Origin of the sequence: Leptospira semungkisensis (assembly GCF_004770055.1) — a bacterium.
GTDB classification, from domain to species: Bacteria; Spirochaetota; Leptospiria; order Leptospirales; family Leptospiraceae; genus Leptospira_B; species Leptospira_B semungkisensis.
Window position 1 is genome coordinate 927,836 of record NZ_RQEP01000005.1, and the last position, 23,967, is coordinate 951,802.

A 23,967-nucleotide genomic window follows, 5' to 3' on the forward strand; every position below is an offset into this window, starting at 1 on the left:
CCCATGCAAAAATCTCGATGGGAGAAGTTTGTATTCTGGAGTTTTCTTTCTTTAACTATCTATATTAGTTTTTACTTAACTTTCACTCATTATGCAAGCGAGGCTTTTCTTCTCGCATTGCTTGTTACTCATTTGGGAATATTCACTGCGTTTCGCAGGATCTTGGACAGGACCTACTATTTTGCATTAGCTTTTTTTCATATAGCAGGGTGCTATATTTTAGGAAGGAATTCTTTAGAGATTCTGTCCGCTATCGATGGATGGAAGCAGGGATTTTAGGACCCCAAAGTTAGAATTCAGCCAAACAATTAAGACTACCACAAATACGAATACGATCACTAGTATGATATTGATATACAAGATGATTCGTATGAATCTCGCCTGCAAGTAGCCGAACGCAAGAGCAAGATTTTGGTATTTTCCAAGCTCTGAACTTTTGCCGAATTTCAAATAATTCCGAATATAAAAGGCGGAGAGAAGAATTACCGCTAAGATCAACAGAATCCCAAATTGCTCTGAATAACTTTTTTGCAAAACGAATAGGGGAATATAGATCAGATCTCCAATCAAAGTCCCTAAGGCCACGATCCCAAAGAAATGCCAAACCGAAGCCCAGAAAGTTTCACTGTCCGCCTTCTTTCCAGTCCTGAATTCGGCCTCGTCTTCTCTTAGATTTTGTAAAGATTCAAATCTTTCCGCAGGATCATTTTTGAAGATAGAGCCAATGGAAACCATAAGATAGATCATTCCAATGATCCATCCCAGGAAAAATATTACTATCGGAAGGATCCAGGCCACTGCATTCGGAGTGCGAACTGTAGCTCCAACTAACGTAGGTAACGCTGTGAGAGCATAAATGATCCCGAAGAAATACAAAACCCGATTTAGAAATGCGTAGAAGAAAGCCTTGTAATACAAGGAAACAAAAGAAGTAACCGAAAGGATTGCGAGAAAGATATAAAAGAAGATTTGGATCTTCTGTCCTAAGAGAACTCTCCCGAGTCTGTCTTTGGTATCTTCGGGTTGAGAGTCAGCCGGAAGAGAAGGATCATTGATCTCTGCAATGATCTTTTGTGTAAGAAGCATTTGAGAGATCGCTCCTCCCTGGAAGTAAAAACCGGAAGCAGGTTCTCTCCCTGTTCCATCTAATAAGGCTTCCATTGTAGAAGTATCGTTTGCATCCAAGAATGTAGGCTGCAAGAAGAGTTGGAACACACTCACGAGTAAAAGAAGGAATGGAATAATATATGCGATGATTAGTTGGCTTCGGGATTTCATTCTACTGATGCTGTATCGACTAGGATTTCTCTAAGCCGAATTCTCTTCATCCAAAAAGTTTAAAATAAGAATACGAATACAGCCACCATTCCGATCCCTACGACTCCTAAGGCGATCAGAACGGTAAGAAGCAGACTGGATTCTCCTGCCTCTAAAGAAGCGGAAGAGGCAGCGGAGGCGCTGCTTGTGCTGCCTTTTGCGGCCGCAGGTTTTTCTCCTGTATAAGGACGGACCTTAATAGAGTTCTCTTCTTCGTAGATCTTGCCGAAGATATCATTTCCTATCTTGATAACGGTTTCGTTCTCTACTCCCTTGTTTTCCGTAGCAACAATCGTCGCAGGAACAGGTTTTATGCTACCGTCTTCCATCTTTAATTTCATTACATCTATGATTCCGAGAGTCGCAGGATCGCTTCCGATCAATTGGACTACGATTTGATCACCCGGTCTAAGTTGATTGACCGGGATCCCGGATACTGGAGAGAGAATGAACTTGAACTGAATCCTCGTAGCATTAGCTGGAATATTTGCATCGACACCTGTAGGAACTCCTACTGGAATTACTGGAGCCTCGTCCGGAACAACTGCGGGAGCTTCTTCAGCATCGAGAGTTTCGAAAGAAGGTCTGGAACTCCCTGCCTCTTCTATCTTGTCACGATCGACCAAGGAGTACCAAAGTGAGATATCCGGTTTGGTATTTCCCATGGCTTGGTTTCCGACCTGATTGATCAGATATCGGATCTTCTCGTCTTCTCTCTTATTGATATAATGGATCAATTGTTCCATGAAATCATCGGAGCGGCCACTAGTTTGGAATAATTCTTGGAGCTTGTTCGTTAGATTCTTAAGTTGCTTTCCTTCATACTTGATCTTTTGGCAGACGTTTGTAATGTCTTTGAAGGTGGCTCCGGAGAGAGGTATATTGATGAGTTCGCTGTTTCCTACGGCTACGACTTCGAATCTCTCTATACGGCTGGCAACAGGATCGACAATTCCCCCAAATAAGATGTAAAGAGAGGATGTAGTGTCTCTGGATTGAAATAATAATGAATAAACTTGTTCAGATGGCATAAAATTTCGAATGAAAGACCGATACTACTCTGAGCCCAAATCGATATCGACTTTTTTTTGACATCCTGCATCGAAATCTTATAATTGTCAAACTAAGGAATTTTGCGGGTATTTTAATTTCGCCCGCTCAACCGATGAATTTCCTCTTTAAAAGATCTCCCTTAATCCTTCTTCTCACATCCCGATATATCAGAGGTTCCCGCGTTACCGGTCTTTTGTCCCTGAAATCCAGGGTTTCATTTATCGTGATGGCAGTCGGAGTTTCACTCTTGATCGTTGTTCTTTCCATCTTCAACGGTTTTCAAAGACAATTGAAGGAATCTCTGTGGCAAGGCGGAGAACATATTACAATTGAAAGTAGTTCCAATGGCGGAGAGATCCGGGACTACCAAAAGATCATCAAGTTTATCGAAAAGACCCCGGAGCTTAAATCCAGGATCTTAGCGGTCGAAGGCGGGATCCAAAGCCACGGTCTTATCCAAAGATATAATATTTTTTATCCCGTTTTGATTAAAGCAGTCCCTGTCACGAGTGTTGAAGATCTACTCGCACATAAACTTCCAAGTTTTCCGAGAGTGGTTCATTATAACCGAGATGAACTAACGCAGATGAATAAAGAGAACTTCATTATCTTGGGAAAAGAAATGGAAGATCTCTATAATTTCGGCTTAGGGAAACAACTCACTCTTGCAGTTCCTGGGGGAAGATTCTCTCTCGGAAAAGGTGTCGAAGTGAGCGTGGAGAATTTTCGAGTTTCCGGTTTCTTTAAAACAGGAAACTACAAGTTCGATTCAAGCTTTGTTTATATGGCACTTCCTACTGCTCAGAAATTCTTTAAGATGAGAGAGGCCGTGAATCAGATCACAATCAAGGTGAAATCCTTGGATGATCTGGCACTCTGTAAACGCAAATTGCATAGATTGTTCTCTGATGCAGAATTTGAAAAAGAAGTCGAATCCGCTTCTTCTCTTTCCGTGAGAACAATTGCAGAGGAACAAGAGAATCTACTCGCTGCATTGAAGCTCGAAAAGACGATCATCTCTATTATCGTATTCTCATTTATCATCCTTGCTGCCTTAGGAATGGTTGCTTCCGTTTATTCCTTAGTAAGAGCAAAGAGAAAATCCATCGGAGTATTAAAAGCTCTCGGGCTTCCTTCTTCGGATATACTTTTGATCTTTACGCTAAATGCAATGTTAGTCGGGATTCTCGCCTCTTTGATCGGAGGAGTGACCGGTATCTTCTTGGCAAATTCCTTAGAAAGCATAGTAGGCGGGATAGAAGAGATCATCAATATGTTCGGTCCCGACTTTGCAGCACTTTCAGGATCCGATTGGAGTCCTGTTGAATTGGTGCCGAAGAGGATCTATTACTTTGATCAGATCCCTGTGGATATCAATATCGCATTTATCTTCATGGTTACGACTGCGGCTACTATCCTTTCCGGAATTGCAGGATATTTTCCAGCAAGATGGGCCGCTAGCTTGAATCCTGTGGACACGATAAGGAACGACTAACGTGAGTATCATCAGAATTAGAAACCTAGTCAAAAAGTATCATGTCCTAGAAAAAGAATTTTCCGTCATCGATGGATTGGACATGGATGTCGAAGAAGCCGAGATCTTTTCTATTGAAGGAAAATCCGGGATCGGAAAATCAACTTTATTGAATATACTCGGCGCTATGGACACATTCGATTCCGGAGAAGTAGAAGTCTGCGGGATCAAACTGGCCGAGCTGGACGAAAAAGGCAAAGAAGCATTTCGTGCAGAAAAGATCGCATTCATATTTCAACATCATTTACTTCTTCCGGATTTTTCCGCTTTGGAAAACGTTTCGATCCCGTTGCTCATTAGAGGATATTCCCCCAATAAGGCAAAAGAAGAAGCTACATCAATGTTGGAGAAAGTCGGTTTGAAAGACAGGCTGGACAGCTATCCTTCTCAATTATCGGGAGGAGAGAGCGCAAGAGTGGGTGTGGCAAGAGCGCTTGTCGCAGGAAAGAAACTCATTCTCGCGGACGAACCGACTGGAAACCTTGACAGAGAAAATTCAAGAAATCTAATGAACCTAATCCAAGAATTGCAAAAGGATTTGCGATTCAGTTTAATTCTGGTGACCCACGATATGGAGCTCGCAGCGCTTGCTCATAAACGAAACCAGATCTTCCAAGGAAAGTTAAGACCGGTCGCATCTCCACAAACGGTATAATAATGTGGAAGCTTGCGTTTATTGCGGCTTAACACTTTCAGACTGGAAGGAAAAGGGCAAGATCGGCTGCTCTCATTGTGTCCGTTTTCTGGGAGAAGAATACACCAAGTTCATTCCCCTGCAAGCCGCTGAGGATTGGAAACCGCTCCCAGAGTTTACCTCTGCCTCTCTCTGGGAAGAATGGGAAACGATTTCCTTGTCAGAAAGATTGGAGAAAATAGACTCCTATCGATTGCCTTTTACCTATAGATTCAGGGTTGCAAGAAATCCAAGAAATAGTATTTATCCCAAACAATCAGGGAAAACGAACCGGTTCTTGAGGGAATTTTTGGAATCTTCTTCTGCAAGTTGGGAAGAAGATAGGACTCCTTCTCAAAAAAATACTAGAATTCCTGATTTTGGAGATAGATTTCCTTGGAATTCGGGGACTCTACTTGCAGGAGACGAGGATCATATTCGTTGGGAATATGTAACCGATTCTCTTCTTGAATTAAACTCTATTCTAGAGTCGGATTTTTTGCGAAAATTCTGGGTCAGAGATCGGTTTGATTTCTTAGAGGGAATAGGCTTCGTGAATTCTTGTCCTACAAACTCGGGTCATGGAGATAAATTATCGGTTTCCATTCCCGCAAAGCTAGCAGAGACAGGAGATCTTTCCGGTTTCCGATTGCCTACAGACTGGGGCTTCTATCGGGAAGAATTGAAGGAGAGATTGGTTTTTTTCCGTAAAAATTTCGGACAGAATCGAAAAAATTCCTTTTTCAATTTGGTTTCCTATTTAGCTTTACTGGTAATAAGTGGAAAAGACGGGACAAAAGCATCTTTGCCCCATAATCCTTTTTGATTAAGTCATCCGATATATTCTTTAAGGGAAGATCCGGCTCCCTAGTTGGAAATTGGATGCGAATACAGTCTAACCTACAGAAGCCAGCAGGAAGGGCGTGCACACATGTTGGAATTTACTAAAAGAGCAAAACGAGTAATCAACGAGATCGCACAGGACGAAGCAAAGCGTCTTGGCAGCGAATTTATAGGCCCTGAACATATCTTATTAGGTTTGTTGAAGGAAGAAGATTCGGTCGCGATAAAAATATTGAATAACCTAAACATCAACCTCAACGAGCTTCGTAAAGAAGTAGAGAGAAGGACTAGAGAAAACTCCGGTACACTGTTGATGGATATGGCACAAGGGCAAGATCGATATCAAAAGATCATCGAGCTTTCCAAAGAAGAAGCAAAACGTCTGAAACATAATTATGTGGGAACTGAGCATATCCTTCTCGCATTGCTTCGCGATAACAATAATATCGCGGGCGGAGCGCTGTATTCATTCAGCGTGAATTATAATGTAATCAAAGGAGAGATCCTCCGCTTGCTAGGCGCACCTCCGACTAGCACTGTGGGAGTTTCGAGCCAACCGACAGCACAGCCAGGAACGCCGCGTGCCGAAAAAACCAAGACTCCAATCTTGGATGAGTTTGCACGTGATCTAACACAACTTGCCAGAGATAAAAAACTAGATCCTGTCGTTGGAAGATCCAATGAGATCCAAAGAGTGATCCAGATTCTTTCCCGCAAAACCAAGAACAACCCTGTTCTTGTGGGAGAATCAGGAGTGGGTAAGACTGCAATCGTAGAGGGCTTAGCTCTTGCGATCGTAGAGAAAAACGTACCCGATCTACTCTTCGAGAAACGAGTTCTTTCTTTGGATTTGGCCAGCCTGATTGCAGGAACCAAATACAGAGGTGAATTCGAAGAAAGATTGAAGAAGATCATGAAAGAGATCTCTTCTTCAAATAATATCATTATCTTTATCGACGAGTTGCATACTCTGATCGGAGCAGGAGCAGCAGAAGGTGCGGTGGACGCCGCAAACATCCTGAAACCTGCTTTGGCTCGTGGAGAACTGCAATGTATCGGAGCGACCACCAGCACGGAATATCGCAAGTATATTGAGAGAGATTCCGCTCTGGAGAGAAGGTTCCAAGTCGTAAAAGTGGCCGAGCCTTCGGTTGATGATGCGATCCTTATCCTTACAGGATTGAAGAAAGCATACGAAGCTCACCACAAGGTCCGTTATTCGGATCGCGCATTGGAGCAATCCGTAAAACTATCTCATAGATATATCAACGATAGATATCTTCCTGACAAGGCGATCGACATCATCGACGAGGCTGGAGCAAAAGCTAGACTCGCGAACTGTGCTCGTCCGCAAGCAGTGAAAGACTTGGAAGAAGAGATCAAATCACTTTCTCAAAAGAAAGAAGATCTGGTTCGTTCTCAAGAGTATGAAAAAGCTGCCGGAGTCAGAGACGAAGTAAATCGTAAGAAACAAGTTCTGGAAGAAAAGATCAGATCTTGGCAGGAGAAATTGGACGACTTCGCAGTCTCCATCGACGAAGACGATATTCTTTCCGTGGTTTCCCAATGGACCGGAATTCCTCTTCAAAGAATGGAAGAGAACGAGTCTGCTAGACTTCTGCGCTTAGAAGAAGAACTTAAACGAAGAGTAGTCGGTCAAGACGATGCAATCGAGAAGATCGCCAAGTCTGTTCGCAGAGCAAGAACTGGATTCAAGGCAGAAAGAAGACCTACTGGATCCTTCATCTTCCTTGGACCTACAGGAGTGGGTAAGACAGAGCTTGCAAAAGCTTTGGCAGAATTCCTATTCGGAGACCAAGATGCGATGCTTCGTGTAGACATGTCCGAATACATGGAACCTCATGCGGTCAGCAGATTGATCGGAGCTCCTCCAGGTTATGTTGGATATGATGATGGCGGACAACTGACTGAGTTCGTTCGTAAGAAACCATATTCCATCATTCTGCTGGATGAGATTGAAAAGGCTCACCATGATATCTTCAATATCCTTCTGCAAGTTATGGAAGAAGGAAACCTGACTGATACCAAGGGCCGTAAAGTCAACTTCCGTGATGCGATCATCATCATGACTTCGAATATCGGAGCGAAAGAAATCTCTAGCACCGTAAGACTCGGATTCGAGGATCGTTCGGGAGAAGAAGACAAATACAAGTCCGACCAAGCAAGAGAACAGTTGAAGAAACACTTCAACCCTGAGTTCTTGAATCGAGTCGACGAGGTTGTTTACTTCAAACCGCTTAGAAAAGAAGAGCTTATGGGAATCATGGATATCATGATCCGCGATACCAATAAGAGACTTCTGGACAAGAAGATCCAAATCGAACTTACCCAAGAAGCGAAAGATCACTTCATGGATGTGGGTTACGACGAGAAATTCGGAGCACGTCCTCTTCGCAGAGTATTCCAAAGAGATTTGGAAGATTATATGGCAGTTCAAACTCTCAAAGGCGCTTACAAAGAGCCTACTAAGATCACAGTAGCCTTCAAGGAAGGGAAACTGGACTTCGTGGAAGAAGCTTGGACAGACTATAAACCTGCGGATCCAAAGGACGGAGGAAGCTCTCCGAACAATCCGGAGCGTTCCGAAGAACCTGCGCTTGTATAAGAACGATCTCGCCTCCGTGTAAAAGCGGGGGCGAAGTCGGGAATGGAGGCTATGAAAGAGAAAGTCTATGCCGTACCTAATTCCCGTGATCTTTGTACTCCTATATCTGCTGGTTCGTAAGGTCTGGTTCCATCTACGCAAAATCAGGACTGTAGCAGGGATCGAAAAAATCTCTCTCTGCGTTTTCCAGCCTGATTTATTTCTTCCCGAGGTACGCGTCCTCTACAAATACTACTTCCAAGGCGGGGTCTATTTCGGATCCGGTTATATGCTGTTGTCCGATTTCCTCGATAGAGAGGAATACGAGATCTACAGGAATTTGGATGGGTTGCCTGTTTTAGAAACGGGAGATTTTCTGATCGTTTCGGAAGAAAGAATCGAGCATTTTCTTTCGATTCGATATCCAAGTATAATCGTTTTCATCGACCCGGTAGAACCTTTTCATTCTTTGATTGATTGTTTGAATACAAAGTCGATGGGGGTTCCTACTTAAAAATCTTTCCCCTGCCTGAAAAGAGACAAATGTACAAAGGAAAAATCATCCTATTCTCCCTGATACTTTTCGTGTTTTCCACAGGGACAATCTTTGCACAAGAACAGCCGGATTATCAATCCGCTTTAGCTGAATTCCAAAAAGGCAATTCTGAAAAGGCCTTGGAGATTATCCGAGTGCTTCATGAACAAGGAAAGCGTTCGTATGAAACGCATTACCTTGCTGCCTTCTGTCATTATAATGCAGGAAGAACTAAGTCAGCTGCAACTCACTGGTTCGAGGCGTTGAAATTAAAACCTGGAGATCCAGCAGTCAGTATGGACTTTGCTCGCTATCTGATCCAAGCAGGAAGAAATAGCGACGCGTTGGAGATCATTCGCAATTCTTATGAGGTCAATCCGAAGAATAGAGAAGTCAGACTTCTTTATGCGACTACTCTGCTCTATAACGGAAAAGCGAGAGATGCTCTATTTATTATCGAGAAACTGAAATCAGAAGATGGAAATGATTATCGTCCTCTGGTCTTAGAGGCTCAGGTGTATTTCTATTTGGGAAGCGCTGAGAAAGCTGAGGTCAGTTTAAAGTGGGCTCAGTCCTTGGTTCCGGCTAACGCGAATGTTCTGAACAACTTGGGCTTGGTGTACGAAAAAGCAGGAAACCAAGAAGCAAAACGCGGAAACGTCAAAAAAGCTTTGGAACAATTGAAGAGTGCCAAAGAACAATTAGAGTCTGCGTTAAAGCTCAAACCTGAAGACGATAAGATCAAAGGAAATTTAAGAAGGGTCGAGGCCAGGATCAATGCCCTATCTGCCGGGTGAAAAAAAGGTTCTATTTCACACGCTTGGATGCCGGCTGAATTTCTTTGAGTCGGATGGACTCTTTTCGTCCTTAAGCAAACATGGTTATTCTGCTGCAACCGGAGAAGATGTACCGGATGTGGTCGTAGTCAATACATGCACTGTCACCAATAAAGCAGATTCAAGAAATCGTAATATAATTCGAAACGCGATCAAAAGATATCCAGGTGCTCAAGTTTGGGTGACTGGATGTTATGCCCAAACCGACAAGGATTCTATCGAATCCATACCAGGTATTGCAGGAGTTATCGGCAATGAGGACAAGTCCAGACTTCCTCAAATGATCTTGGAGAAGGAAGGAATCTTCTCTTCTGCACCTGAGATCTTGGATAGATTCTCCTATTCTGATGTTTTACCTCATGGACATACCAGAGCGTATCTCAAGATCCAAGATGGATGCGATCGTCAGTGCTCTTATTGCAAGATTCCTCAGGCTCGAGGCAAGGGAGTTTCCAGGAATTGGAATGATGTTTTGGATCAGGTTTCCTTTCTGCAAGATAATGGAGTAGGGGAGATCATGCTGACTGGAGTGAATCTGGGTTGGTATCGAGATTCAGAAGGAAGAAAATCATTTACCAAAATGTTAGAAGCGATTCTGAACAAGCTGGAATATTCTAGACTTCGTTTATCTTCTATCGAGCCTCCTGATGTAGGAGTAGAGCTTGCTGAGTTACTTACCCATCCTAGATTTACGCCTTTCTTACATGTTCCTTTACAAAGCGGAAGTAGATCCGTTCTGAAAAGAATGAAGAGAAGTTATACTCCTGAGACATTCAGAAAGAGGATCGAACTTGCTAAGTCCAAGGTCCCGAATCTTTTCTTAGGAACAGATGTGATTGTAGGATTTCCAGGAGAGACAGAAGAAGACTTTCAAGATTCTTGTTCGATTCTGGATGAATTAGGTTTTGCTAAAATACATGCATTTCCCTTCTCCGTGCGCAAGAACACTTCTGCAGAAGAATATCCGGAAACAGTTTCCAAAGAAGAAAAGAAAGAGAGAGTTCACACTCTCATGCAACTTTCCCAAAGGCTGCATAAGTCTTATGCCGAAAGCCAATTCTCTCAGAAAAGAGAGGCTGTCTTAGAAAAAGACGGGATCGCAGTGACTGATAATTATTTAAAAGCGATTCTTCCGGAATCGGATCTACGAAGCCTAAGCCCTGGACAATTCCTCACAGTAGAGATCGGTGATTACGTTCCTGAGCCAGGCAAAGAAGGAAAAGTAATCGGCCGCATCTTAGCTGCGGTTTAGAACTTCGCGTTTTCTGTTCAGAGTAAGGCGTTTCTCATTTAAGCCTTACTCTGCTTTGTAATAAAAGCAATCTTACGATCGGATCAATTCTTCGGAATACGTTTCTTCTTCTCTTAAATCGTAATAGCCATATTCGAATTCAGGGCCGGATTGTATCTCTAACCCATAAACATTCTCGCTAATCCGAACAGTTTTAATGATCTCTAATTTGTACTGTTCTGCGAGAAATTTCATTTTGTCCAAAGAGATCTTGTCGTTGATACGAGGCCCAACCGGATACTCATTCTTGACCCAATCTAGAACGATGAGTCGCCCACCCTTCTTCATAGAGCGAATGAGTCCGTCCATTGCTTGGCCGGGGTCCGCAAATGTGGATAGAACTAGTGAGGCAAATATGACTTCGGGAACTGGGATCCATTCGGGCAATAAGGGTCGGTCTGCCTTTTCCATGAAGAAGGGAGTGAATCTCTGGATATCTTCTCGATTCTTCCAGTGAAGTACTTCGTCCAGAAAGTCTTGGTTGCATTCTGCTCCCCAGACCCAGCCTTCCTTGTGAATTGCTTTTAAAAGATTCTCCGTCCAAAATCCGAGGCCCATTCCGAAATCTACGATATTTTGCACATCTTTGAATGAAAAATGTTTAAAGACGGTCTCAGGAGGAGTAAGCTCTCTTCGTTTACTGGAAAGAAGGAAATTCTGATATTCTGGATCGTAATAGTATTCGATATCTATCATCTTAAGACCGGAAGTCGTATTATGTCTTATGCCTACTTATTTCAGTCAAGAGCAAAGCGGCGGAGACTTTTTGAAATTCCCCTCTTTTATTATTTTCTTTCCATCGTGCGAAAAACCGAAGTAAAAAATTCGATTCGGAAGACCGATAATGATATTCGGAACCTTATTTCCAGATGAAAATTCGCCTTCGGATCATAGCCATATTTTGCTTCCTGTTGTCTGGGGCCCTTAGCGCTCAGCAGGATTTGCGCGTAGACGGGGACGGCACCAGTAGTGTAGCAGGTTCCTTGAATGTGGAAGTGCTCCGCGATGGAAAATCCGTACGAATTTCCTGGGATCCCCCGCGAGAAACCGGCGAGATCATTGTAGCGAGATCTTCTAGTATTATCGACAGTGCAGATAAATGTTATATTGCAGATTCTTTAGGAAAATTCCCTAGCGGTGTTGCCAATGGAGTCAATCAGATCTTTGATTATAATTTAAAGCCGGGAACTTATTATTATGCAGTGGTCTTGGCTCATCATGTTCGTAGGAAAGATGTTCGCTTGGTTGCGAATCGTAACTTTACGACGATTCCGATTGTAATCGAAAATAATCCACAAGTAAACAATACACCTCCTGCTCAGAATCCTCCTGTTACCCAAAATCCTCCGGTGAATAATCAGGTACCTCCTCCTGAAGAACAAAAATATTTATCCGACAATGCGCGCGTAACGGACATCGCAGCAAAGAGAGAAGGTAAATTTGTTCGTATTACATGGGAGCCATATCCGAAAGGAATTCCTGGCGAAACTATTTATACGATCTATAAATCTGCAGAGCCTTTATCTAGTTTGAGTCTGATGAGAAAGGCGGAGAAGCTTGCGGAAGTTTCTCATCCTGAAAACAATTTCTTGGACCAAGATTTGACTAAGTCTCAAACCTTATACTACGGAGTCTCCGTGAAGCAAGGTTTGAAAGAAGTTTTACCTTTAGTACAGAATCAATCCTTCATTCGTCATTTTTATGTTTATGACCAGGATAAGAGAAAGCCTCCTAAGGAAGATGATTCTGTTGTTACCAATCCTGACTTTTCTTTCGATGAGATGCATGTTCGAGATTTGAATGCAACTACTGTCGAAGGAGGAATCCGCTTAGATTGGAAACCTCCTACGAAAGCGGACGAGAATACTGTTTACTCTATTTACCAAGCTCTTAAACCTCTAGCGGGAGGAATGTCCACTTTCCTCGGCGGGAACGTCAAAAAGTTAGGCGAAATGGCTCACCCTGATACGAATGTAATGGTTCGTATGAAACCCTATGACGGAACAGTTTATTTCGGTGTGACCGTAAAAAGGGGAGAAGTAGAGGACTTTACTCTTACTCTAGATCAGTCTTACGTTGCGATCGGCTCCAATCCAAACGAGCAAGATCAGAATAATCAGCAACAAACTGCGGATCAGGAACCTAAGGAAGATCAGAATCCGAAAGAAGAAGAGCAGAAACCTTCTCACAATGAAGAAAAGGCTCCTTTGATCGTTCAACAGGAAGAACCTTCCGAAGAAGAAATGGATCGGGTATTGAAATCCACCTTCTGGAAGGATGAATATGCAGAAGCAATCCGGCAATTAGGACCTTATGCCGGAGCAGGAGATAATTCCATTCGTGGAAAAGCCAAGTTCTACATGGGAATGTCTTATTATAGAAAAGGTGAATATAATAAAGCCTTAAAGTATTTTGTGCAAAAGGATACGAAGGCCTACAATCCGGAACGAACCGAATTCTGGACCAAGCAATGTCTGTCCAGAATAGGCGGAGGAAAAAGATGAACCGTTCCATCATATTAGTAACAGGATTTTTATTTGTCTGTGCCGGCCTTTTAACGGGCATTTATACGGCTGTGATCCAGGACAATGATTCTTCGAATCGTACTATTCTGGAAAAGGTGCGAGAAGGAGAAGAGTTCCTAAAACATTCCAATCCTAAGTCTGCCGACAAGGCATTGGATATCTTTGCGGAGCTTTCTTCCAAGGATGTGGGTTCAGATCTTTCTTTCAGGATCCAATATGATCTGGGCGCCGCTTTGGACAAGACCGGAGACAAGATGCGTGCTCTCGGAATCTTTCGTGAGTTAAATCAGAAAGAAGGTCTTTCCCGAGAAGAAAAAGCGAAGGTTGCTTATGGTCTTGGAAATCTTCTTCTTCTTTTAAATAGAGACGAAGAAGGCAAAGGACATCTCGAAGAAGTGCTTCGCACATCCAGTGATAATAAACTCAGATCCAATGCTCTTTCTGCGATCGCAGATTATTATATGAAGAAGGGCAATTACGATCAGTCCAGAAAGAACTACGTTCTCGCATTACAAGAAGATCCGGAGAATGTTAAGGCGAGGGTCCGCTGGGGTAAATCTTTACGTAGAATGGGCAAGGACTGGTCCGCTTACGATGTATACGAAGATTACGTGCAGTCAGACGCGTACTTCGATCCGGACAAGATTGCAGTGGATAAGGAATTCCGCTCAGGTCTTTTGGAGAAGGGAAGACAGTTATACGTTCATAAGCAGTACTATAATGCTATCGAAACTTTGAAGAAGGCTCTGGACATCGGAGTCAGCGAAAGCGCGAGAGAGCAAGCTTGGTACTATATTGCCGAAAGTTATGACGCTCTCGGAAAACCAGAAACAGCAATCCAATATTTGAACAAAATATTAGAAAATTCTGATGGAACTATGGACCAAACGGCCATATTCCGAAAAGGAACCATTTATTTCCGTAGTGGGCAATATGAAAAGGCTGCATCCGTGTTCCACGACGCTGCGGATCGCAACCCTGATTCTCCTATCGGAAAGAAGGCACTCACTTGGAGAAAAGAAGCTTTGGATCAGATCGAAGACGATTTGAAATACAAGGACAGCGATTCTGCTAAGGCCAAACCTTCTAACGATGAAGACGATCGCTTGGATGATGATTGGAAATACTAAAAGTTAAGCGGATGTCTGAACGAATTCTTGTTCGGACATTTCGATTTTGATCCCTAAGCAATCGTAAATTGCATGCGGTATATCTTTCAAAGCCTTGATGCTATTCTTCATTTGATCCGTGTATTTTCCGTATAAGATTGTTGGCACAGGATTGAGAGTGTGAACATCCACGGTTAGATCTTCCAGATTTCCATGATCGGAAGTGATGATGAGCTGATCTTCCTCCGGATCCATTGCGTCAATGACTCCTAACAGGAATTCCTCCAGATCCAGAATACATTTCTGGGCGCCTCTCCAGTTCATCTTATGACCGACCTTGTCGGTAATGAAATATTCGTAGATGCAAAGAGTATGATCACCTTTGACTGCAGGGACTATATCCTTTCCGGTTTTGTAAGGATCTTGGATCTCCAATACTGGATCATCTTTGTCTATGAATTCTCTTCCGAACTTACGAAGGAAGTCACGGCTGATATCCATATACAATCCTTTGCCTTCTCTCAGATCGTCCATTCCCTTGAGAGGTTTGTCGGCAGCCATCTGTATAAGAGTAGAAGCGGATACATGTCTTGGATTCTTTTTAACGTGTTCTGCAAATCCAGGAGTGTAGCAATTCAAGAGATCCGCTTTGAATCCGTTCTCTTCTAATATTCGGATAATGGAATATTTTGCTATGATACGCTTTAAGGTGAAGGTAGGAAATCCGCTCATGTGGCGGCTCAAGACTTGGCAGGCATTGATCCCTGTCCAAAGAGAAGTTTGTCCCGTTGCGCTTTGGGGAAGTCCCTTGACTCCCATGCTTGCATCGGTCCTTAAATAAACCAAGTCCTTGAGGCGGGAAGAAATATCGGAAGGAAACTCCTTTCCTCCCAGGGGAAGAAAAATCCCATTCGCATACTTTGCAAAAGGGTTCTTTTCTGGATCCTTCTCTCCGAATCCGATCCCATCTATAAATACGTAAAATATCATCTTATAGCCCGAAAGAAGAGCGCTCTACCATTGAATTAGACTGATTCTTTATGATAGAATCGCCGATACTAGAAAGGTGAACCCTCGTACAAGTAGCAGAAGATCTAGAATTCTATCTCTGATACTCCTATGTCCTGCGTTGGTTTCCATCCCTTTTTTTACTTCAGAATGGAAGGATGCAGTTTTCTTTTCTCCGGTCCCAGTTCTTAGTTCGCAGCCAAAACAGAAGAAGGAGCTATTCTCTTCTAACCTAGTCCATAGACTGGAAGATCCTTATTACGATCTAGGCTTACGATTTGAATATTTAATACGGGAATTTTCCAATCTAAGTTCGGATAAGAATGCCGAATCATTGGGCAAATCGCTTCGCTCCGGATTTCGATTAAAACTAATTCGCATTTACGATTATAATTTCAGGTCTATGTATTCTTCCGATCCAGAAGGGCCTGCATTTCACAGTGGGCTTAGGCTCCTAGGCTTAGAAGTGCTTAGGTCAGGTTGGGCAGAAGATACTGAGAAATTTCTGTTATACCGCAGCTCGAATGGAGAACTTTATTTTCAAATCCCCAAAGAAGATGGCGAAAGGATCATTAAAGAATCTACCGGTAAGAAGAGCTCTTATCTACCTCGGGAATTTTCAGAAGGAGTGCTCTATTGGGTTTTTCGAAAAACCGAAGAAGGGCATGAACTATTAGAAACCAATTTAGATCCGAACAGTCCTTTGCTTCCGGAGAAGACTAAAAGGATAACTGAGCCCGTTCCTAGAGAAGATGCGGAAACTACAACTCACGCATTGCTCGAGAAATTTTCCAAATCCGATCGATTCATTGAAAGACCTGTTTGGGAGAAGGCAACCCAAGGGAATACCGAGATTTTTCTAACATATCCGAGAAAGTCTAGGGCCCAAGAGATGTTATTGATATTGGCTGCGATCTCCTCTTCTCTTCTTGCTTTGTTAGGCGGAGTCCTTGCCGCTCGCATTCTATATACGATCCGAATTGAGAAGAGATACTTAGAGAGAGAGGACGCATTAAAAATGAAAACGGAATTAGTTCGTTTGCTCGGGCTTTTTCGGGAAAGGACCAGATGATAGGTTTTAAATTCAGACTCGTTCTTTCTTTGGCGTTCTTATTCTCGTCTATGGTTCTCTGGTTGGAGCCTTATTTTCCTTCCGGGATATTTTATAAGTCTAGATTGGATTCTGTATTCTCTTCCTTTAATAAGGATGTTTTGGAATTAGAGAAGAAGATCAGAGATTCGAAACCGGAAGAGTTGAGTATAGATTCTTCTTTCGTACCTGTGAAGACATTCACCACTTGGGATCCGATCTTAAAGATCACTCCTGATCTAGATTTTTCTGCAGAGAAGGAAAGGCTTGTGCTTACTCAATCTTGGGAAGGAAAGATTAGTAGGCTTCTCGTACTTGAAAATGAGCCTGTCTTATTCGTACCTTTGCAGGAAAAGTCGATCGCAGTACTTGCCATCTTGGACAAGGACAGATTCAGAATCTCTATCGAGGATAAAGTGGAGTATTTTGTTCCCGAGCCTAAGGTGGGAACTTTCTCCGATTGGGAAGAGAAAGGAGATAAAGCCGATCCTCGTAGGATCTCCGAAGAACTATTGCGTTCTATGAAAGACTCCGGCACGGATTTCAAAGAGATCCGATTGGGAGAGAAATCTTATAGAGGATACTATGCATCGTATCCGGATGATAAGATCGGATTCATCCAAGGGATTTTATTGCTAGTTCCTACGGAACCGAATCTATTTCTATTATTGTTTCCTATATTCTTCGGTCTTCTTCTCGCATTGGATCTTTGTATCTTAATCGTTCGTAGGAACAAGGCTGCTTCTGTTTATAGACGCTCCGAAATCTCCAGACTGATCCAGCTTCTTTCTCAAAGAATAGAAGAGAATGCTTTCCAGCAGATAGAAGCAAAGAAAATGCAAGAAGTCCCAGAGTTAGTTACTGAACCTGAGCCTGCGGTTTTGGAAACTAGAGCCTCCGTATCCGGGACTTTTTACGTGCTGCCTTTTGATCTTCCTCAGGATTCATTCTTAACTCCTAAGTATTTGAGAGAAAAGAGATCATTGGAGCCGACGGCTTCCGAATTCACAGGATCAGTTACGATCGCAGAACTTCCTCCTCCAGTTCAGAAAAAGAGAGACTCTATCTTTACTGATGAGCTCGCTAAATTGGTAGAGAAGGTAAAGACAGTTGCTCCGGCAGAAATCCAGAAGATAGAAATCAGCGATCGTCCTAAAGATTCCGGACTTCTGGCAAAAGCGTTAAGAGTCACAGGACTTGCGGAGATAGGACTTAAGGCGGCAAGAGGATTATCTCCTCAACACAAGTCTAGATTCTTTTTGTGGGCAAGGGCTTGGTGGGGAATCCGAAAAACGGATCCGAATGAGGAGCTGCCTCTTTCTGACAAATTCAAGATCTGGTTGGAGAAACAACCGATCCGAGAGAAGAGAAAGATATTGGAAGTCTTGGACGAGATCCACCAAGGTTTGGATACTCCTACATCTTCTTTGTTGAAATATTATTTAACGATCTTTTCTTCTCTTCATCTGAAATCTTTCAGTATTCATTTCTATGATAGAAGAAGGGGCGCTTATCTTCCTGTAGTGTCATACGGATTACAGCCTTATAGTCGTCAGAACATGATCTTTCTCTATGGAGACCAATTTTTAGGTAAAGAAACAGGAGATGTCTCGATCATTGATGTAACGGAAGAAAGACGAAATGATCATTTCTTCCGAAAGAAATTTGATGCAGCGGATTTGGACGGAGTAATGAGGATCGTATCCTTTCCTCTATTCAGATCAGGATTAGACTTTAGATTTTTCTTATTATTCCCCGATCCACCGAATAACGATTTAGCGGATCAAATCCGCGATAATGTGGAGCACTCGATAGAGCCTGTGGAGGATGCCTTCTTACAATTGGAGATTGAACAGGCATCTCATGCGATACAAGATAAAAGAGACTTGGTCCAGATCCAATTCTTGTTATTGCGTTGGGCGACTCACGGAGAAAGAAGCAAATGCAATCTGTATAAGATCAGATCTACTGGGGATCTGGAATATCCGATCTTGGACGAATGGAGAAGAAAGGCCCTGGAAAAAATACAACCGATCCTTGGCTCCGAAGATTATGGTTTCGGTGTTTCCCCTTCCGAGATCTTTGTTCTCTCTAGAGAGGAAAGACAAGAAGAATTGGATGAGATCCTGAAATCTGTAGGTCAACCTTACAAGATCATTCCTCTTCCCTATCCGGAAAATGGAAAAAATCTCTACACATATATTTAATATTTTTCTAATACGATCTGCGATCGTACTGTCTCTTCTTTTTAGTGTCGCTTCTCTCTTGGCTCAAGAAGAGAATCGTAGGGAATGGAATAAGGCTGCAAAAGAAAAGATCTTAGCTTTTCAACAAGGCGGAAAAGAGGCAGAAAGCCTTCCCTTTTTAGAAGAATATGTGAAGAAGAATCCGAGCGAGCTGATGTTCCGGCTCTATCTGGCCCGGGCTCTTTTTTGGAGAGCGGACCTTCCCTTGCCCGAGCATTCGGAAGATGTGTTTTCCCGAATGGAAAAGATAAAAGCGATCCGAGAGAATTATCTGAGATCAGCAGGAATCTTCGAGGAAGCTCTGGGGCATTTGAGTAAGATTGCTCCTAGAGATCCCGATTTGGGAAAATGGCTTTTTCTTTGGGCGATGACGGAATGGTATGCAGGAAGGGAAGACAGAGCCATCCAGCTCTTCAAAAAGGCATTCAAACAGGATTTTCGTTTGAACCAGGCGAATTTCAATATAGCCGCAATCTATGAGAGCCTCGGACAGATCGCAGATTCTAAAATTTATTACGGAACCTACTTGAAAAACGAAAAGGAACTGAAAGAAGAGGAGTAATGGCCCGTGTCGAAAGAAGATTTCAGATGCTCCTCACCGAAGAGGAATTCGAACTATTGAGAACAGAAGCGGAGAAGAGGGAACTCTCTGCTTCCGAATTACTTCGCACCTGTTTTCGAAATGAGATCTTTCGATCCGATTCCTACCAAAGGCTTGAAGCTCTAAGAGAGCTGACTAAAATCTATCCGGAACCTTCTCCTTGAAATTATTATTATCTTCCGAATGTTTTCGTGAATTGGTCAGAGGTTCCGCGGCGTCCAGACGATCCGTATTCTCCGCGATAGAATCACTTACTAAAAAAAATCACGTATTCGTTTTGGCTCTTTCTAGTTTAGAAGAAGTATTAGCCAAGGAATCAGATCCGACAAAAAGAGAGATCCTTTGGAACCAATCCAAGAATCTATTTTTAGAATTCCTTCCCGTAAGAAAGGAAGAGATAGCGCTCGCGCTTAGACTCTCTTCTTCTGCTTCCTTACGCTGGGAAGAATGGGTAGAAGTTGCCGTCGCTTCTCTCGCTGATCTGGACGGTATACTTTGTTTAAATCGTAAATGGAAAGAGCAGAGCTTAGTAAAGATCCTACTCGCTCAGGAAATAGACCTCGACGGGGTCGCTTAAAGGACTGAGTTGATCTATTCCTGTAAAAGGATCGTAAGCAGAATTGTAGGCCGCGATCTTGAAATAGAACGTTAGACCTTTTTGTAAGAATAAAAGCTTTTTGTCGTATGGATCTTTTTGCGGTTTGCGCTTTCCCTTTTTAGGCTTAGGAGAATCTTCCTGGTCCTCTTCCGGTTTTTCTGCGTTCAGACTGATGAGTCGATTGTCCACGCATTGACAAAGCTTTGGTCCACTCATATCGTTCCGTTTTGGACAAGAAGAATCTTCTCCCATAATCGGATCCAGATACTCACTCATAGGTTGCTTTATCTTTCCATTCGCAGTGAGAACAGGTTGCTTTCCTTTTTCTAATTCTTTGCTCGTTCCTTTCAGGATACCGACCATACGATTCGGGCCGACGCCGTAATGGATTACGTATCCGCCTTTTTGCTGAACATTCTTTTCAGGATTGGGAGTCCAACTGAGACAAACTCTAGGGCTGCCTCCTGCTTCGGGATAGCTATCGTCAAAATAGACGACTTTCAATCCCATAGGTTTGACTGGAGGAAGAGTTTCTCTATAAGAAAAAGATAATGCTTCTAATTCAGGACTTGTCTTGGCCACTGAATCCGTTTTGAATTTTACTTTTACCTGGTAGTATTTGAAGCCGGTCACCTTGCCTGCCCAAATCCTATCCAAAGGGATCCTATAACTGGAAGCCTTGCCGCTCGGAGCGGATTCTTCTTCGGTTTCGCGAGCCGGATCGTCTTCTTTATATTCTTCTTCTATCTTTCTTAAGTCGACTGATCTCCAGGCGGGTCCCTCGTCTGTCCTTGCAAAGATCTTAGGAGAAAAACGAAAGTATAGCTCGAGCACGGAAGACTTTGGCACATTCGCCTTTATGAATACACTTTCAGGAAAGGAACTCGTGTATTTAGTGCGATACACTGGAGAGAGTGCGGTTCCGAATTTCGCCTCTGCAGTAAAGGAAGAAGGATCGTATTTCTGCCCTTCATAAGAAGTGGAGAGTGCTTCGGGGTCTGGCGCTCCTTTCGATACTAAGAAATCATCCAACCATCCATAAAAACTTTCTCCTATCTTGAAAGGAGTGCTGTCTTCTGGATGGAATCCAATCCTAACGATCGGTTCTTTGTTGGAAACGGAGGATCTGTCTACTTCCTTTCCGTTGATATAGAATACTACTTCTCTTTGCGCCGGACGAACATGAATGATAAAATGATTCCATTCGGAGCGGGAAATCCTGGATCTTCCCGCAAGTTTCAGAGAAACATGAGTCTTATCCTCTTTTTGAAAGAAATTACGAAATTCTAATATTGGGATTTCGTCTTTAATCCTCAGGTCCCAGCCGAATTTACGCCCTCGAGTGTATAGTTCTTTGGAAAGAAGCACAGCCTCTTTGTCCAAAGTTCCTGGCAAAAGGAAGAAGGAAATATAGAATTCTTCTTTAATATCGGGGCTTGTAAGTATTCCTTTCGTTTTTCCGGAAATTTTGATCCCGGAGCGCTTTCCCACGAATCCGGCGGATTTTTTTCCCGAATGAGCTTTGCTAGAATCTGGTAAATAAGAAGAAGATAATATTCGATAGCCACCGGCCTTGTCCGTAAGATCTGAGGCTTCTTTTTCTTCAAAGTCTAAGAATAGATCTGCACCTTCTTTTCTATCTCTGGGGCTGAGATCCAATTTTGGAGTTCCATTCTCCGTCATACTCAGACGGATTTGTTTTAGAACAAAGGAACTTAAGGAAAATGAATTTGTCTCCGCGGAGATAGCGGAGCCGATGAGGACAGCGAAACAGACCAAACCGAAAAGGGAGAATGGTAATAAGACTTTGTTTCGCATTCCCGAATGTAATCCGATCCGTTTATACGATGGTGTCTAACTGACCGACTCTTCTTTCATGGCGTCCTGCTTCGAAAGTAGTGGTAAGCCATTTTTGCGCGATCCGAGCGGCGAGATCTTTTCCAAGAACCCTTCCCCCAAGAACAAGTACGTTCGCGTTATTATGCCTGCGGGACATTTCTGCAGTGAACTCATCATGACAAAGAGCGGCGCGGATTCCCTTATGGCGGTTTGCCGCGATAGAAGCACCAATCCCGGTCCCACAGAGAGCGATGAGGCCCTCTACTTCGTTGGAGAGAACTTTTTTACAGGCTTCGGCAATGACTATGGGATAATCTACGGAGGATTCATCCTTTGTTCCGTAGTCTATGATTTCGACAGAGTTTCCTAATTCTTTGCGGAGGTATTCTTTTAGTTCGAAACCGCCGTGATCGGAAGCGATACCAATTTTTTTCATGTTCTAAAGGTACCGTACCTATGAGAATTCTCTCGTTCAAGCAATTTACAATAGAATGGCGAAAAAGAGGGAGAGAACCTTAATTGAATAAGGCTTCTTTAATGAAATCGGGAGCGATCTGATAGAATTCCCAATGCTGTAGAAAGATCGTCAGATACGTACTTTGGAAGGAAGAAAAAGGCAAAGGCTTATCCGATATGGATTCTAACTCTGCACGGTTGAGCCTGGACAAGAGTTCCTTCTTCGCGTTTAAAAATGCGCGCAGGGTCTTCTCTTCGTATGCTGAAAGTCGGATCGTCTTCTCGTCGGAGAGCAAATGATTCTCGTAATGCGAAAAGAGAGCATCTCTTAACTCTCGATGTCTGATATGATCTAAGGCTAGAGTATTCTTATCCTCTTTAGAGAGATTGAGTTTCTGAATGCATTCCAGGCTCTTAAGAAGGGACTTGGCTTCTTCTTCTGCGAGTAGGTCGGCTAGCTTGGTCTTTTCTTCCGGTAAAAGTTTGGATTTATAGAAATCCTTTACTTCTTTGGAGCCATTCCCTGCGGAGAAACAGTTTCCAGTGTTCACACTCGTACGAAAGAATAGGGGAGCCGAGGAAAGGTTTTGCAAACCTAAAAGAAGAAGACTGAGAATGCAAAGGTTCCGTTTCATCGGTGATGCCTCAATCAAGCCTTCTTCTCGAATTCCTTCATATAATCGATCAGTGCGAGGATCCCTTCTCTAGGCATAGAGTTATAGATAGAAGCTCTGAGTCCTCCAACTAATCTATGCCCTTCCAATCCATGGAGTCCTTTCTCTTCTGCACCTGCCAAGAACTTGGATTCTAGATTTTTGTCTTGAAGAGTGAACACAACATTCATCACAGATCTGCTAGAAGGTTTTACCGGCGCCTGATAGAAAGAAGTGGTGTCCAGATAATCGTAAAGAAGCTTTGCCTTCTCATCATTGAACTTTTCGATCGCATCCACTCCTCCTTTCTCTTTTAACCATTCAAAGACCAACTTGGACATATAAATGGAGTAAGTAGGAGGAGTATTGTACATGGATTTATTCTTAGCAGTCAGTGCGTAATCCATTAAGACCGGGACAGTTCTCTTGGAACGACCCAAAAGATCTTTACGAATAATTAATACACTTAAACCGGAAGGCCCTATATTCTTCTGAGCTCCTGCAAAGATTGCTCCGAATTGACTTACATCTATTTTACGAGAAAGGATCTCCGAAGTCATATCCGCTATTAACGGAGCCTTGGTTAGTTTCGGGAAATTAGGATAACGAGATCCTAATAGAGTATTGTTCGAAGTAATGTATACATAGGCTGCGCCCGGATTGATCATAGAATCATCTAACTCCGGAACTTCGGTATACTTATGGTCTTCTCCATCATAGATCTTTTTTACAGGATTGAAACGAAGCGCTTCTTCCATTGCTTTTTTGGCCCAGATCCCCGTTATCGCAAAATCCGCAGACTCACCTTCTTGCAATAAGTTGAGGGGAAGAGCCGAGAAATGGAGGCTTGCCCCTGCGGATAGAAACATAATTTCGTAATTTTCAGGAACGGAAAGTAGTTCTCTTAAAAGCGCCAAGGACTCGTCCAAGACCTTCTCGAATAGCTTTCCTCGATGGCTGACTTCCATAATGGACATGCCTGAACGTCTATAATTCAAGAACTCGGACGCTGCCTTTTCCATAACCGGAGTGGGAAGCATCGCTGGGCCTGCGCAAAAATTGTAAATTCGACGTTCAAATTCGCTCATGAGGTTAAGGTAAAAACCCAGTCCAGAGAGGCAACTTTCTTACGAGGGAGTATCCCTGGAAGCATGG

General features: G+C 43.0%; 23 protein-coding genes. 15 read left to right on the forward strand and 8 right to left on the reverse strand.

Annotated features, from left to right (window positions below):
• Positions 1-3 precede the first annotated feature (3 nt).
• Positions 4-279 (forward strand): hypothetical protein, encoded by a 276-nt coding sequence (locus tag EHO59_RS04410; RefSeq protein ID WP_135585118.1) that lies wholly within the window; start codon positions 4-6, stop codon positions 277-279.
• Here the strand turns inward: EHO59_RS04410 and EHO59_RS04415 are convergent.
• Both EHO59_RS04415 and EHO59_RS04420 read right to left on the reverse strand, forming a co-directional pair.
• Positions 235-1,278: an LIC_10230 family protein gene (locus tag EHO59_RS04415; RefSeq protein ID WP_135585120.1), complete on the reverse strand. Its 1,044-nt coding sequence runs from the start codon at positions 1,276-1,278 to the stop codon at positions 235-237. The two genes, EHO59_RS04410 and EHO59_RS04415, sit on opposite strands and share 45 nt — an antisense overlap.
• Positions 1,279-1,337: 59 nt before the next feature.
• The gene (locus tag EHO59_RS04420; RefSeq protein ID WP_135585122.1) at positions 1,338-2,348 is read right to left on the reverse strand and encodes a hypothetical protein; all 1,011 of its coding nucleotides are present in this window, start codon (positions 2,346-2,348) and stop codon (positions 1,338-1,340) included.
• A 134-nt stretch (positions 2,349-2,482) separates the two neighbouring features.
• Here EHO59_RS04420 and EHO59_RS04425 point away from each other — a divergent pair, with 134 nt between their 5' ends.
• The 7 genes from EHO59_RS04425 (at position 2,483) to mtaB (ending at position 10,648) form a co-directional block, all read left to right on the forward strand.
• Positions 2,483-3,865: an ABC transporter permease gene (locus tag EHO59_RS04425; protein WP_135585124.1), complete on the forward strand. Its 1,383-nt coding sequence runs from the start codon at positions 2,483-2,485 to the stop codon at positions 3,863-3,865.
• A gap of 1 nt (position 3,866) precedes the next feature.
• On the forward strand, positions 3,867-4,559 hold the full coding sequence (locus tag EHO59_RS04430; RefSeq protein ID WP_135585126.1) for an ABC transporter ATP-binding protein: 693 nt from the start codon (positions 3,867-3,869) through the stop codon (positions 4,557-4,559).
• Positions 4,560-4,563: 4 nt separating this feature from the next.
• The gene (locus EHO59_RS04435) at positions 4,564-5,403 is read left to right on the forward strand and encodes an ATP--guanido phosphotransferase (RefSeq protein WP_210413024.1); all 840 of its coding nucleotides are present in this window, start codon (positions 4,564-4,566) and stop codon (positions 5,401-5,403) included.
• 105 nt (positions 5,404-5,508) lie between these two features.
• Positions 5,509-8,046: an ATP-dependent Clp protease ATP-binding subunit gene (locus EHO59_RS04440; protein WP_135585128.1), complete on the forward strand. Its 2,538-nt coding sequence runs from the start codon at positions 5,509-5,511 to the stop codon at positions 8,044-8,046.
• A 67-nt stretch (positions 8,047-8,113) separates the two neighbouring features.
• A complete protein-coding gene (locus tag EHO59_RS04445; RefSeq protein ID WP_135585130.1) occupies positions 8,114-8,539 on the forward strand; it encodes a hypothetical protein in 426 nt (141 codons plus the stop codon).
• A gap of 29 nt (positions 8,540-8,568) precedes the next feature.
• Positions 8,569-9,357, forward strand: coding sequence for a tetratricopeptide repeat protein (locus EHO59_RS04450; RefSeq protein ID WP_135585132.1), 789 nt, complete (start codon positions 8,569-8,571; stop codon positions 9,355-9,357).
• Positions 9,338-10,648 carry a tRNA (N(6)-L-threonylcarbamoyladenosine(37)-C(2))-methylthiotransferase MtaB gene (mtaB, locus tag EHO59_RS04455; RefSeq protein WP_135585134.1) on the forward strand — a complete coding sequence of 437 codons (1,311 nt, stop codon included), beginning with the start codon at positions 9,338-9,340 and terminating at the stop codon, positions 10,646-10,648. Before EHO59_RS04450 ends, mtaB begins: the two co-directional genes overlap by 20 nt.
• Before the next feature lie 72 nt (positions 10,649-10,720).
• Here the strand turns inward: mtaB and EHO59_RS04460 are convergent, their stop codons facing one another.
• Positions 10,721-11,383, reverse strand: coding sequence for a class I SAM-dependent methyltransferase (locus EHO59_RS04460; protein ID WP_135585136.1), 663 nt, complete (start codon positions 11,381-11,383; stop codon positions 10,721-10,723).
• A 173-nt stretch (positions 11,384-11,556) separates the two neighbouring features.
• Between EHO59_RS04460 and EHO59_RS04465 the strand changes: the two genes are divergently transcribed.
• Both EHO59_RS04465 and EHO59_RS04470 read left to right on the forward strand, forming a co-directional pair.
• A complete protein-coding gene (locus EHO59_RS04465) occupies positions 11,557-13,191 on the forward strand; it encodes a tetratricopeptide repeat protein (protein ID WP_135585138.1) in 1,635 nt (544 codons plus the stop codon).
• On the forward strand, positions 13,188-14,342 hold the full coding sequence (locus tag EHO59_RS04470; RefSeq protein WP_135585140.1) for a tetratricopeptide repeat protein: 1,155 nt from the start codon (positions 13,188-13,190) through the stop codon (positions 14,340-14,342). The genes EHO59_RS04465 and EHO59_RS04470 overlap by 4 nt, the downstream gene beginning before the upstream one ends.
• A gap of 3 nt (positions 14,343-14,345) precedes the next feature.
• Here the strand turns inward: EHO59_RS04470 and EHO59_RS04475 are convergent, their stop codons facing one another.
• Positions 14,346-15,311, reverse strand: coding sequence for an alkaline phosphatase family protein (locus tag EHO59_RS04475; protein WP_135585142.1), 966 nt, complete (start codon positions 15,309-15,311; stop codon positions 14,346-14,348).
• Positions 15,312-15,387: 76 nt separating this feature from the next.
• Here EHO59_RS04475 and EHO59_RS04480 point away from each other — a divergent pair, with 76 nt between their 5' ends.
• Genes EHO59_RS04480 through EHO59_RS04500 form a run of 5 tightly spaced genes read left to right on the forward strand, consistent with a single transcriptional unit; the run spans position 15,388 to position 19,843 of the window.
• On the forward strand, positions 15,388-16,401 hold the full coding sequence (locus EHO59_RS04480; RefSeq protein WP_246052653.1) for a hypothetical protein: 1,014 nt from the start codon (positions 15,388-15,390) through the stop codon (positions 16,399-16,401).
• Positions 16,398-18,626, forward strand: coding sequence for a hypothetical protein (locus EHO59_RS04485; protein ID WP_135585144.1), 2,229 nt, complete (start codon positions 16,398-16,400; stop codon positions 18,624-18,626). Before EHO59_RS04480 ends, EHO59_RS04485 begins: the two co-directional genes overlap by 4 nt.
• A gap of 1 nt (position 18,627) precedes the next feature.
• Positions 18,628-19,227: a tetratricopeptide repeat protein gene (locus EHO59_RS04490; protein ID WP_167882075.1), complete on the forward strand. Its 600-nt coding sequence runs from the start codon at positions 18,628-18,630 to the stop codon at positions 19,225-19,227.
• Entirely contained in the window at positions 19,227-19,430 is a 204-nt protein-coding gene (locus tag EHO59_RS04495; protein ID WP_167882062.1) for a CopG family transcriptional regulator, read from the forward strand. Before EHO59_RS04490 ends, EHO59_RS04495 begins: the two co-directional genes overlap by 1 nt.
• Positions 19,427-19,843, forward strand: a complete 417-nt coding sequence (locus tag EHO59_RS04500; RefSeq protein ID WP_135585146.1) for a hypothetical protein — start codon at positions 19,427-19,429, stop codon at positions 19,841-19,843. Before EHO59_RS04495 ends, EHO59_RS04500 begins: the two co-directional genes overlap by 4 nt.
• Here EHO59_RS04500 and EHO59_RS04505 read toward each other — a convergent pair.
• The 4 genes from EHO59_RS04505 to serC form a co-directional block, all read right to left on the reverse strand.
• A complete protein-coding gene (locus EHO59_RS04505; protein ID WP_135585148.1) occupies positions 19,805-21,682 on the reverse strand; it encodes a fibronectin type III domain-containing protein in 1,878 nt (625 codons plus the stop codon). The two genes, EHO59_RS04500 and EHO59_RS04505, sit on opposite strands and share 39 nt — an antisense overlap.
• Positions 21,683-21,704: 22 nt before the next feature.
• A complete protein-coding gene (gene rpiB / locus EHO59_RS04510) occupies positions 21,705-22,139 on the reverse strand; it encodes a ribose 5-phosphate isomerase B (protein ID WP_135585150.1) in 435 nt (144 codons plus the stop codon).
• A gap of 79 nt (positions 22,140-22,218) precedes the next feature.
• Positions 22,219-22,794 (reverse strand): hypothetical protein, encoded by a 576-nt coding sequence (locus EHO59_RS04515; protein WP_135585152.1) that lies wholly within the window; start codon positions 22,792-22,794, stop codon positions 22,219-22,221.
• Positions 22,795-22,808: 14 nt separating this feature from the next.
• Positions 22,809-23,900, reverse strand: coding sequence for a 3-phosphoserine/phosphohydroxythreonine transaminase (gene serC / locus EHO59_RS04520; protein ID WP_135585154.1), 1,092 nt, complete (start codon positions 23,898-23,900; stop codon positions 22,809-22,811).
• Between the last annotated feature and the right edge of the window lie 67 nt (positions 23,901-23,967).